The following is a 12,546-nucleotide window of genomic DNA, read 5'->3' on the forward strand; positions in this document are numbered from 1 at the left end:
TTAGAAAACTTCAGATAGGAGAAGAACAATGTATCAGTATGAGGCTCTGAGCATCCAAGAAACGGAAATAAACAAAATTTTGGAAAAAGATAATGCACTTTACAAGATCATTAGAAATGTTTCGGCTTTAGGTATTCCAAACCTTTATGTTGGCGGAGGAAGTGTCACGCAGTCTGTATGGAATCATCTTTTTTCTAAACCCATCGGTTACGGAATAAGTGATGTGGATATTGTTTATTTTGACACAGATTTGAGTCTAGAGAAAGAACGAATGGTACTAGAACAAATAGTGAAAACTACTAAACAAAATCAATATGCGCTGGATGTAAAGAATGAGGCAAGGGTGCACCTATGGTATGAAGAAGAATTCGGCTTTTCTATTCCCGCATATACCTCTACTGAAGAAGCAATCAGTACTTGGCCCAGTACTGCAACTTCGATCGGTGTTTTTTTCGATCAGGAAAATAAGCTCCAGATTTTTGCTCCTTATGGCATGTATGACCTCTTTTCTGGGGTAGTAAGACCAAACAAAGCGATGATTTCTCGGGAAGTTTATGAAAAAAAAGCTGAGAAGTGGGGGGCGAAATGGCCAGGACTTACGGTGATTGGCTGGCAGTAATGAATGCTTAGAAAAAATTTTTTTCGATTGTTTCTACTATAGCATCATCCGTCCCTATGCTCACTAAGCAATAACATATTGAATACTATTAGCTAATTTACATCTGATCCCTCCCTTACAAGATGTGTAATAGTCTCTCCGTTGTTTCAGTAAAAAAGGGTGAAACTAAGAAGACTGTTTGCCGTTTTTCATTCATTTCTTGTTTGAATCTCAGTTCGTGTACTTTTATCGTGTTTCACACTAGCAATGCAGAACGAGCGTTTCTTGACAAATAAGCATTCAAAAAATATAGTTGAGTCAAAAGCTGTAAGACGGGAGAATATCATGAAAATTAGAGCCGCAGCATTGTCTGATCGTAAAGAACTAGCTCATTTATCGAAAGTACTAGGCTATCCAATCGAAGAAGAAGTATTGATCGAGGGTTTAAAGAGGATCTTAGCTGAGGAGGACCATCTCTTACTGGTCGCTGAAATAGGGGGAAAAGCAGTTGGAATGATTGAAGCACAGCCGTATTCAACAGTTTATTCTGCCGGGCGATTTTTTAATGTCCTAGGTTTGGTAGTGGACGATCAAGTGCAAAAGCAAGGGGTTGGCGGGAAACTACTGTCGGCAATTGAAGAAGAAGCCCGACAGCGAGGAATGCAAGGCATTCGATTAAATTCGAATGTTAAACGCCATGCTGCTCACAGGTTTTATGAAAACCATGGCTATCATAGCAGTCATGAACAGAAACGGTTTATCAAGGAATTATAAAAATACAAAGACGCTGGAGGAGTGACAAACGACACTCCAGCGTCTTTTTTTGTATTCACTTTAATTGGTTCAAAAGACTAATATTTATGGAATCAATGCCAACAACAGTCGTTTAATCTCCTCATAAACCTTTCCGATTTCCGGCGTCACACGCTGACGATTCTGAATGATAAAAAGATCACGATAGCGGTACTCTGGATCAAGTTCCTGCCAAGGCAACTCTTCTGGTAATGAGAGTTTCGAAATGATCGATTTGCCGATGTTTTGTTTTAGTAGGGACAAAATCACTTCACTGTTATTGGCTTTGATGATTTGCGGATTTAGGTGCTGTGCGTATAGATAGGTTTCGTTAATGTAGTACATCCCCGAGTCATTTTCCCGCAAGACCCAAAAATCAGAAGCGAGGTTGCCTGCTAACACCAATTCATCACGATAAACGAATTCTTTTTGGATCAATGGCGAAACGATTGATTTTTCAATCAGGCCGATATGGGCTTTGTTTGATTCGACGGCATCGATCACTTCTTGCGAATTCATGATTTTGATTTCAAAGGCAAATGTTGGAAATTCTGCAATCAGCTGTGCCATGATGCTGGGCAGTAAGTAAACGGCGGTGGTATTCGAACAAGCGAGCACACACTCTGTTTTAAAATTTTTGGCGTCTTTGGCTTGCGAAAAAATAGTGGACAATGAGCGGAGAGACTCGACCACACGAGGATACAAAAACTCCGCTTGGCTGGTGGGTAAAATCAATTGTTTTCCTTTACGTTCAAAAAGTTTGAAGCCAAGTTCCGCCTCTAATCGTTGGATTTGCAAGGAGATCGTTGGCTGAGTTTTATAGAGCTGTTTTGCGGCAAGACTAAAGTTTCTCGTTTCATAAACAACAATGAAGGTTTTGAGCAATTCAATCATTTTGCGGACTCCTTTATTATTAATAAAATTTATAATTAGTATTTAAAAGTACAATTTTACAAATAGTTATCAGGTGATTATAGTATAAGTGTAGAGAAAAAAGAAAGCAAATTTAATTGAAATTTTCATACGTTTAGAAAGGATGAGTTGATGAAAACATCGATCCAGCATTTTTTGCATTCATTGCCAATCCCGATTTGTGGCTTGATCTTAGGCACTGTGTCTTTGGGGAATTTATTGTATTCAGAAGGAATGGAGACGGTTGGAAATGGGGTTTGCACCCTTGGTATTTTCATCATGGGGCTCTTCCTTCTGAAAGTATGCTTTACATTTAAGCACACGATGTCAGAGTTACAAAACCCAATCGTTGCTTCGGTGGCGCCAACCTTTACGATGGCGCTGATGGTGATTTCCACTGTGTTTGAACGGGTCATTCCCGATGCAGTGGTGAATGATCTGCTCTGGTGGGGGGCTATCGGCTTACATTTTGCTTTAATGATCTATTTTGTTGTCGTGCATATTTTGCCTGTCGACCTTTCGCTGGAATACATTTATCCAAGCTGGTTTATTACCTTCGTCGGGATTGGCGTCATTCCCAATACTTCTGCTGTCTTTTTTAAAGAGCTAGGAGAAGTGATCGTCTGGATCGCATTGGTATTGTATTTTGCGCTTTTGCCGATTATTTTAAAGCGAATCGTCCATCAAAAGCTGACGGAACGGGCGGCAGTTCCTTTGATCACGATTTTAACAGCGCCAGGTTCTCTTTGCTTAGCAGGTTACCTTTCCGTATTTGAACAAGGCTCTGCTTGGTTTGTCGCCTTTATGCTGTTATTGTCACAAACGATTTATTTCTGTGTCGTCGCTTATATGAAAAACATGCTGGCCGTCGGCTTTTACCCAAGCTATGCGGCATTTACGTTTCCTCTTGTGATTTCAGCGACTGCTATGTTCAAATCAGCGCTGTTTTTTGCGAATCACCCACTGATATTTGGGTTTCTACAAGCCTTAACGATTATTGAAACAAGCTTTGCCGTGATTGTCGTCAGCTATGTGTTAGGAAAATATGCTGTTCATTTGTATCAGCAAACCAAAGCGCTGATTGCCGGTCATAGTTACTAAGGAAGCACAAAAGATCATCCATTTTTTAAGAAAATGCGTAATCTACGCAAAACAATAGCACAAGTATTTGAAAAGAAAAGGAAGGGATCGCACATGAAAAGTACACGCAGAAAAGTTGTCGTTGTCGGAACAGGTTTCGTTGGAACGAGCATTGCGTATTCCATGATCAATCAAGGACTGATTAATGAATTGGTCTTGATCGATGTCAACCGGGACAAAGCAGAAGGAGAAGCCCTCGATTTGTTAGATGGTATGTCATGGGGGCAAGAAAACATCAAAGTTTGGGCGGGAGAGTACTCGGAATGTAAAGATGCTGACATCGTCGTTATTACCGCAGGGGTCAACCAAAAGCCAGGACAAACACGGCTTGAATTGATCGATGTGAACGCCGAAATTATGGCAAGCGTCACAAAACAAGTGATGGCTTCAGGATTTGATGGCGTGCTTGTCATCGCTTCAAACCCAGTCGATGTCTTAACTTATCAAGCATGGCGTGTGTCCGGTTTGCCAGCCAATCGTGTCGTTGGTACGGGAACGACCCTCGATACCACAAGACTTCGAAAAGAAGTGGCAGCAAAATTAGCCATCGATCCACGGAATATTCATGGGTATATCATTGGGGAGCACGGTGATTCGGAAGTCGCTGTCTGGTCCCATACAACGATTGGTGGGCAACCGATCGTAGAATTGATCAAGCAAAAGGATCGTTTGACCGTTGCCGATCTAGCGGTTCTTTCTGAACGAGTAAAAAATGCCGCCTATGAAATCATTGATCGAAAACAAGCAACTTTTTACGGAATAGGGATGAGTGTCGCAAGAATCGTTCGAGCGATCTTAAATGATGAGCAAGCGATTCTACCGGTTTCTTCCTACCTTGATGGAGAATATGGCATCAACGATTTATTCACAGGGGTTCCTGCAGTTGTGGACCAAAACGGTGTTCGCGAAATTATTGAATTGACGCTTACTCCTGAGGAAAAACGGCAGTTTGATACTTCGTGTCATCAGTTACGAGCAGTAATTTCCACAATTGGACAAAGCAAAGTCAGCTGATCTCTAGAACACCAGTAATGAAATCCTAGGGTTCGTTTTTGCCAAAGCATGGTTCGACTATTTACGGTCGGCCATGCTTTTTTTACATCTAGCCAAGAATGTTAAAAGGAAATGACGTATTTTACGCGAAACGCCCAATATTCAACTCTCTTTTTTCTCACTCCTTTAGAAAAAAACAGCCTCAGTGAATGACAGAAAAAGAATGATCGATCAACCTTACAAACTTTCCGAGTTGTAAAAAGTGACAAAGTGTCACCTTGTGTGGTATTCTTCAAAAAGTGACACTTTGTCAATATTTGGAAAACAGGAGGAAAGAGCAATGTTTCTGGCTATAAAAGAAATGCGTTATTCAAAATTAAGATATGGGCTGATCGTAGGAATCATGTTTTTGATCGCCTATGTTGTTTTTATATTGTCTGGCTTAGCAACCGGACTTAACTGGGATTTTAAAAAGGCCATCGTCGATTGGGATTCATCCGCGATCGTTTTATCAGAAGATGCGAATGACACATTTGCGGCTTCGCAATTGACGAGAGGGGATGTAGACCGTGTAGAAGGGACCCAAAAAGCTCCGATTGGTTTATACAGCAGTGTCATCACGGTCAACGATGAACAAGTCAATGTGACTGTTTTTGGTACACAAGACGATGCGTTCTTGTTACCAGAAGTTTTAGAAGGCAAGTCATTTTCAAAAGAAAATGAGATCACGATTTCAGAAAACTTAGCAGAAGAAGGTATCAAGGTCGGGGATCAAGTGAAAATCGGGCGTTCAGATGAAACCTTCAAAGTCGTTGGGATCACCCCAGAAACGTCTTATACGGTGTCACCAGTGATTTATACTTCCCTCGATACTTGGACAAAAATGAAGTTTGCTAATCAACCATTTGCATCTGAAAAGGAGCAGCCAATCAATATCATTGTGACCAAATCAAGTGAGCCAAAAGTCGATAACCAAGAAGGAACACCGCTCAAAGTGTTGGCAACGGAAGACTTTATTGAAAAGCTTCCTGGATTTTCTGCCCAAAACTTGACCTTAAACGCCATGATCTACTTCTTGTTTGTTGTTGCAACGGCAATCGTGGGAATTTTCATGTATGTGATCACCCTACAAAAAACGGCGATTTTTGGTGTGATGAAAGCCCAAGGGATTCGGACCAGCTTTATTGCTAAATCAATTATTGCGCAAGCATTTATGGTCGGTGTGATCGGGGTAGCCCTAGCCTTTGCGGCGGCATACGGCACCAGTTTATTTTTACCAGATGCCATGCCATTTTTCTTTGAATTAAAGCAATGGCTGCTTTACAGCGGCATCTTGATTCTCGTGGCAGTTCTAGGCGGCTTATTCTCCATTCGGACGGTCACAAAAGTCGATCCAATCACGGCAATAGGAGGGTAACAAAGATGAAAGACATTTTAGTAATGAAGGATATTATAAAAAAATTTGGCAAGCAACATACGGAAGTAACGGCATTAAAAGGACTGAATTTTCATGTTCAAGAAGGGGAGTTTGTCAGTATCATCGGCCCTTCTGGTTCAGGGAAAAGTACCTTTTTGACCATCGCTGGCGGCTTACAAAGTCCAACATCGGGAGAGATCATCATCAACCAGGTGAACTTTTCCCAATTAAATGAAAAGCAACGAGGGAAGTTGCGTTTTAAAGAGATTGGGTTTATCTTGCAAAGCTCGAATTTGATCCCTTTTCTAACGGTAAAGGAACAATTTTATTTGGTCGACAAAGTTTCAGGAAAAGCCAAGGAAAAGGAACGGATTGATGAATTGCTTGCTTCATTAGATATTCTCGACCTTCAAGACAAGTTTCCCCGCGATTTATCTGGTGGGGAACGTCAACGAGTAGCGATCGGCAGGGCGTTGTTTAATGACCCAAGCTTGATTTTAGCGGATGAACCAACTGCCAGCTTAGACACCGATCATGCGTATGAAGTCGTGAAGTTATTGGTGAAAGAAGCACATGAGAAAAAGAAAGCGACAGTCATGGTCACCCACGACGAGCGAATGATCCAATGGAGTGATCGCATTTTCCGAATGGAAGATGGCAATCTCATCGAACAAAACGCCCCATCAAGAGAAACTGCACAAGTCTGAGTGGAAAAGTAGAGGGATTTGTTTATAATAGAGGGAGTAGATTGCGAATGATGGAGGAGAATCCCTTGCCAAGTACAACATTTTTTCATTTAAAACAAGAGAAAAAAGAAAAAATCGATGCCGTGCTTTTAGAAGAATTTTTCAGCAAGCATATCAGTCAAGTCAAGGTCTCTGCCATCGTCGAAAAATCGCACATTTCTAGAGGGGCGTTTTACAAGTACTTTCAAAACTTAGAAGATGCCTATGACTATGCGATCACCAACTATTCCAACCAAATCCATTCTGCGATTTTTACGTTTATCAATCGCAACAAAAATGATTTTTTCAAAGGGATCGAAGAATACTTGGCTTGGTGCAGTCAATGGTCACCTGAAGATGATCATTGGAAAATGATCCACTTATGTACTCAAAGCAATGCCTGGACGAAGCGCGATGCGATCCCTGACGATTCGCCCATGATTCGCCAGTGGTTGGAGCTGTTGGAAGAAAATCGCTTCACGATCCATGATACGCAAGAAGCCGTCAGTTTCCTTTACTTTATTATGGCGATCGTGATGGATAGTCTGACAGATTTCATTTCGAATGAATGGACCGCAAAAGAGCTGATCAAAGATTTTCGCTATAAGGTGCAATGGATCAAGTATGGAATCAAAGAGCACAACAAAGAGGACAATGAAAAAGAATGAATGCTTCGGCAAGAGGATGGACCAAATACCGCACGCGGCGAAGAAGTTCATTTACAAAGAAAGAGGTGCCCGACAACCGAAGTAGTTGTCGGACACCTCTTTTTTGAGGGAATGATTATTTTTTATTTACACGTTTCGCAATGATTGGCAAGATCAAGCCAATCAAAAGAAAGGCGATCGGTGTAATGATATTTAAGGCCAATTGGAAGAACCAAGCTTGCGGATCTGCCGCATAATCAAGCTTAGGAACCATCCCTAAAATGCAGGCAAAGGCCGTGAACAAGAAGCACCATAAGCCGATCCCAAAGCCAACCTTGGTGTTTTTCACGAATTTATAATCGGAAGTAAAGCGATTGGCGTGTTTGTTGACTAGCATAAAGGCTAAGAAGACCCATAAGTAACGCAATGGCATGACAACTGAATTCAAGTTCAACAACCAACGATACAGTTCGGTCATATTGCCGATTCCTAGTGCTGGAATGATGATCAAAATGCTGACTAGGATACCAGTCATAATATACCCATTTACTGGTGTTCCTTTTTTGTTTAGTTTTGCTAAGCCATTTGGTACAAATTCTGAATCAGCATCAGACAATAATATTTTCAATGGGGCATCAATTGAAAATGCCAACGCAGAAATTTGCGCCAACGCATTGGCGATGGAATAAAGAATGACAAAAAAGTTGCCAATTCCGTAGAAGTTTCCTAGTCGTTGAAAGGCTTCATAAGCGCCGTTGACCATCAAATCTTCTGGAATATGGTTGGCATCAAAAAGCATCCCCATTGCAATCGAGCCGAGCAAGGCACATAATGCCACCATACCGGCTAAAAAGATCATGCCTTTTGGAAATTCTTTGGCAGGATTTTTTGTGTTATTTACGTAAGGCGAGATTTTTTCACAGCCACCTACCGCAAATACCAGCATCGAGATCGTAGTTAAATAGGTAAAGTCAAATTTAGGGATATAGGTTGAAACAGATGACATGTTTGGTGTAGCAATTTCAGCACCAGTCATTGCTGGAGCAGTCACTGCTAAAAGGATAAAAAGAATCGACATCACGAACATGGCTGTTCCGGCGATGTTCCCAATCATTTTTAAGGTCGTCAATCCTTTAGAGGCAATCCATAAAAAGAATAGAAAAATAGCTAAACAAATCAACGAGACTTCCATGGAACCCATCGTCGATACAAATGTACCATTTCCTTTAAATAACCAACTCAATGATACTAAGATTCCTTGGGGTTTTTGTGCCAAATAAGGCACGTGAACGACCCAATAAGTCCAAGCAGCAAAGAAAGCCAACCGCTTTGTTGAAGTTTCTTTGATCCATGAGGAGACCCCACCACTGGACTCTTTGAAGGTCGATCCTAACTGACCAACACTTAATGCATAGGGTACAAAATAAAGAGCCATAATTAATAGCCACGAAACAACAACAGTCAATCCTTGTTGAGCGTAGTTGTTTACAACATTTCCCAGTCCCCAAACAGAGACGAACGCCATTAGCGCAATATTATACCAGCGTAATTGTTTCTCATTCATCGCTTTCTCCTTCTTAAAAAATAATTTTCTGACTGGTTAAAATAGAGCGTTTTTTGAAATTTAGTGAGAAAAAAAGTTTCTTTCCATAAGCGCTTGATCACTATCAAGTTTCTTATGCACTTTTTCACAAATGTCAAAGGTCAAATTGAATAAAAAATTTCACTTGCTTCTTTTTTATCCAGTCGTCGATTTTCCATAGTTAGGATAAACCTCTGAATTCTTTTGGTCAAGAAAAATTAAATTGTTATTTAAAAAAAATAATAAATTTCTGATGATAGCAAAAGCAAACATCATCATTCATTAATAATCTGAAAGAAATCCAACTACATTCGGTCAAGGGCATGGATGAAAGAGGGAGTGTTTCATTTAAATGAATGGATGCATAAAGATGGAATAAACCCTTTCGAAAGGCTTTTCGTTGGTACTTTTGGGTAGTTTTTTAAGTAAAGGAAGCAGGAGAGTAGTCGTAGTTTTTTTGTTTTTCTAAGAAAAATTTTACGCGAACATTCTTTCAAAGAAACACGAAAACAAAGATAGCCGAATGCTTCGTTCCATCGAAATCACTTGGTTTTTTTCGCCAATTTATAGGATGTGGGTGTTATTCGCTCAAACACTGGCCATAAAAGCAGATAAAAGACGAAGTTTTCACTGGCATGGAAGAAATCGAACAGTAGTCCTTGAAGGTAATAGGCAAGAAACGAAGGAAACTGATAAAGCCAAACCTCCATCAACGAAACGATCAAGCCATAAAGAAGTCCGCAAAGTAAGGCAAAAAAAGCTTGCAAGAAGCGGTTTTTCTTGATGATCGGTACTTTTCCAAGCTGATGAAAAAGAACGATGGTGACAGTAAGTGCAGCCAATTGACTGATCGTCCAGGGACCCATACCTAGATAGATATTTGTTCCGAGCAAACTTAGCAAGGCAATCATCAATGCATCGGTTAAGCAGTAAGAAAAAGCCACTAAAAATAAAAGGGCACTCATAGGCTGAACGTTAGGGATAAAGACAAAAACCAACCGTCCAACGATACACGCTGTAGTGAGCAGTGCTAAATGAGAAATTCTTTGAACCGAGAATACCTTGGATTGGGGAGGAAGCATGAAAATCGCCGTCTTTCTAATTGATAATCATTCTCATTATACATGAGAAATAATAAAATTCAAGATTGAAATACACAGTATATAGTACGGTAATGAAAAACAAGCACAATATGTTGTGTTTTAGAAGGCGAGGGAAAGAAATGGACTACAAAAAACAAACGATTGAGAAATTGAACGAGGATATCAAGTTGTTCCAAGAAGTTTCGGCGATCACACCAGAAATGCCCCAAACATTTGAGGGAATCGCTCGTTTGATTATGCTGGATCGTTATTCATACAAGGATCAAACCCATCAAACATTGCGTAAGGATGATTTGGTGATTTTGACAACGAAAGCTGATCCTAAATATCCTGCGCGAGGAATCGGTGTTGTGAAAGCAATCGATGGGGAACTAGTCTCTATCGAAGTGGAAGAGGCCTATCGCTCAGCGTTAGAAGATATTGATGAACAAGCCAATGGACTTGTTAAAAGAAGAAAAAGTGACATTGAAAAACCGTTAGAACTCTTTTTTGAGCAAGTGGCGTATCGTGTAGCCAAAGGGATTTCTGCCAACGAGTCCCATGACCAGGAGCGCTTCTTCGAGGCGTTTTACCAACAAATCGTGGCGCAAAACCTAATTCCCGCAGGCAGAGTACTTTATGGAGCAGGAACAAATTCTCAAGTTACCTACTTCAATTGCTTTGTGATGCCTTTCATCCATGATTCCCGAAAAGGGATTGCTGTTCATCGACAAGAAGTTATGGAGATCATGAGTCGAGGTGGCGGGGTTGGAACCAATGGGTCGACCTTGCGACCAAAATCAAGTGTGGTCCACGGCGTCAGTGGTCGATCTTCTGGAGCAGTTTCTTGGTTGAACGATTTGGCGAACTTGACGAACCTTGTCGAACAAGGTGGTAGTCGCCGCGGAGCGCAGATGATTATGATGGCAGATTGGCATCCAGATATTTTTGCGTTTATTCTTTCTAAAATTCAAAATCCTGCTGTATTGCTTCACCTGAAAAAAACAGTCTCGAATACAGCAATCAAACAACTAATCAATGAAAAACTGCAATTTGACCCTTTGACAAAAATGGAAGAAAGAATGTTCACTTATCTAGCACAACTGCCTGAATCGTCAGATAAGGAACATAATGACATGATCCAAAAGGCCAAAGAAAAATTGCGAATAGGTGGCAGCTATGCGGTAAAAGAAAGTGATTTCTTAACTGGCGCGAATATTTCAGTCTGCTTGACAGAAGAATTCATGGAAGCAGTGAAGACAGATGGATGGTATGAGCTGCGCTTTCCAGATATTGACAATTATTCGGAAACAGAGATGGCGCAATATGATGCAAAATGGGCGGAAGTTGGTGATGTGCGAGAATGGGGAGCTGCTGGTCATAAAGTCAAAACCTATCAAAGGATCAAAGCTCGTGAGTTATGGGATTTGATTACTTTTTGTGCAACGTATTCTGCTGAACCTGGTATTTTCTTTATCGATAATGCCAACAAGATGACGAATGCTACAGCATACGGACAAAAAGTCGTGGCAACCAATCCGTGCGGTGAACAGCCCCTAACCCCTTATGCCGTCTGTAACTTGGCAGCCATCAATCTCGCAAACATGGCGGATCGTCAAAAAGGAACCGTCGATTTTGCCAAACTAAAAGAAACCGTGAAGACAGCGGTTCGTTTCCAAGACAATGTTATTGACGCAACGCCTTACTTTTTTGACAAAAATGAGCAGCAGGCGAAAGGGGAAAGACGTGTTGGGTTAGGGATTATGGGCTTGGCAGATTTGCTGATCTACTGTGGGAAAAAATACGGATCAGCAGCAGGAAATCAATTCGTTGATCAAATTTTCGAGGCAATGGCAGTCACGGCCTATGAGGCATCCATTGAATTGGCGAAAGAAAAAGGCAGCTTTCCCTTCCTGATTGGAAAAAGTAACCAAGAGACGCAAGCGTTGCGGAAGAAATTTATCGATACAGGATACATGAAAAAAATGCCAGCGCACATCCGCGAAGGCGTGCTGCGATTCGGCATTCGCAACTCTCATCTTTTGACCGTTGCGCCTACAGGATCGACTGGCACGATGACGGGAGTTTCAACCGGTTTAGAACCTTACTACTCCTTTTTTTATTTTCGAAGCGGTCGACTAGGTAAGTTTATTGAAATCAATGCGGAGATCGTTGACGAATACCTGATGGATCATCCTGAAAGCACCAAAGCTGAGTTGCCGGCTTGGTTCATTTCCGCTATGGAGTTGACGCCCGAAGAGCATGTCGGTGTGCAATGCACCATTCAACGTTGGGTGGATAGCTCCATTTCAAAAACGGTCAATGCACCAAAAGGATATACAGTAAGCCAAGTAGCCAAGGTTTATCGAGATCTATATGAAGGAGGAGCCAAAGGTGGGACCGTCTATGTAGATGGCAGCCGAGTTTCACAAGTACTAACATTAGAAGCGGTAGAAAATGAGCTGACCGCACAAGTTGAACCGCTGCCTGTCGTTCAAGTAGATGAACCGGTGGCCTCTGGTGAAATCTGTCCCATCTGCCATGAAGGAACCATTGAGGAAATCGGTGGTTGCAGTACCTGCACAAATTGTAAAATTCAATTAAAATGCGGACTCTAAAAGGATACAGGATTGATAGAGCAAGTCTTATCCGCATATT

Annotated in this window: 11 protein-coding genes; 8 read left to right on the forward strand and 3 right to left on the reverse strand. The window is 41.3% G+C overall.

Features of this window, described 5'->3' with window-relative positions:
* Window positions 1-28: 28 nt before the first annotated feature.
* Both ENLAB_RS12830 and ENLAB_RS12835 read left to right on the forward strand, forming a co-directional pair.
* Window positions 29-619 (forward strand): nucleotidyltransferase family protein, encoded by a 591-nt coding sequence (locus ENLAB_RS12830; protein WP_077453600.1) that lies wholly within the window; start codon window positions 29-31, stop codon window positions 617-619.
* Between the two features lie 324 nt (window positions 620-943).
* Window positions 944-1,372, forward strand: a complete 429-nt coding sequence (locus tag ENLAB_RS12835; RefSeq protein ID WP_244351482.1) for a GNAT family N-acetyltransferase — start codon at window positions 944-946, stop codon at window positions 1,370-1,372.
* A gap of 84 nt (window positions 1,373-1,456) precedes the next feature.
* Here the strand turns inward: ENLAB_RS12835 and ENLAB_RS12840 are convergent, their stop codons facing one another.
* The gene (locus ENLAB_RS12840; RefSeq protein ID WP_244351483.1) at window positions 1,457-2,284 is read right to left on the reverse strand and encodes a LysR family transcriptional regulator; all 828 of its coding nucleotides are present in this window, start codon (window positions 2,282-2,284) and stop codon (window positions 1,457-1,459) included.
* Window positions 2,285-2,434: 150 nt separating this feature from the next.
* Between ENLAB_RS12840 and ENLAB_RS12845 the strand changes: the two genes are divergently transcribed.
* From ENLAB_RS12845 to ENLAB_RS12865, 5 genes are all read left to right on the forward strand, one after another.
* A complete protein-coding gene (locus ENLAB_RS12845; RefSeq protein WP_244351484.1) occupies window positions 2,435-3,403 on the forward strand; it encodes a TDT family transporter in 969 nt (322 codons plus the stop codon).
* A gap of 93 nt (window positions 3,404-3,496) precedes the next feature.
* A complete protein-coding gene (locus ENLAB_RS12850; RefSeq protein ID WP_077453596.1) occupies window positions 3,497-4,456 on the forward strand; it encodes an L-lactate dehydrogenase in 960 nt (319 codons plus the stop codon).
* A gap of 319 nt (window positions 4,457-4,775) precedes the next feature.
* Complete coding sequence (locus ENLAB_RS12855; RefSeq protein WP_142963006.1) at window positions 4,776-5,852, forward strand: ABC transporter permease; 1,077 nt, start codon at window positions 4,776-4,778, stop codon at window positions 5,850-5,852.
* A 5-nt stretch (window positions 5,853-5,857) separates the two neighbouring features.
* Window positions 5,858-6,559 (forward strand): ABC transporter ATP-binding protein, encoded by a 702-nt coding sequence (locus tag ENLAB_RS12860; protein ID WP_077453594.1) that lies wholly within the window; start codon window positions 5,858-5,860, stop codon window positions 6,557-6,559.
* Window positions 6,560-6,606: 47 nt separating this feature from the next.
* Window positions 6,607-7,245: a TetR family transcriptional regulator gene (locus ENLAB_RS12865; RefSeq protein ID WP_244351485.1), complete on the forward strand. Its 639-nt coding sequence runs from the start codon at window positions 6,607-6,609 to the stop codon at window positions 7,243-7,245.
* A 115-nt stretch (window positions 7,246-7,360) separates the two neighbouring features.
* On the opposite strand, the gene ENLAB_RS12870 is transcribed toward ENLAB_RS12865, so the two are convergent.
* Together ENLAB_RS12870 and ENLAB_RS12875 are read right to left on the reverse strand one after the other, a co-directional pair.
* Entirely contained in the window at window positions 7,361-8,788 is a 1,428-nt protein-coding gene (locus ENLAB_RS12870; protein WP_005225272.1) for an APC family permease, read from the reverse strand.
* Window positions 8,789-9,348: 560 nt separating this feature from the next.
* Complete coding sequence (locus ENLAB_RS12875) at window positions 9,349-9,888, reverse strand: hypothetical protein (RefSeq protein ID WP_244351487.1); 540 nt, start codon at window positions 9,886-9,888, stop codon at window positions 9,349-9,351.
* 140 nt (window positions 9,889-10,028) lie between these two features.
* On the opposite strand from ENLAB_RS12875, the gene ENLAB_RS12880 reads away from it, so the two are divergent.
* Window positions 10,029-12,506: a vitamin B12-dependent ribonucleotide reductase gene (locus ENLAB_RS12880; RefSeq protein WP_244351490.1), complete on the forward strand. Its 2,478-nt coding sequence runs from the start codon at window positions 10,029-10,031 to the stop codon at window positions 12,504-12,506.
* Window positions 12,507-12,546 lie beyond the last annotated feature (40 nt).

Origin of the sequence: Enterococcus innesii (assembly GCF_022846515.1) — a bacterium.
In the GTDB taxonomy this organism is placed as follows: domain Bacteria; phylum Bacillota; class Bacilli; order Lactobacillales; family Enterococcaceae; genus Enterococcus_D; species Enterococcus_D innesii.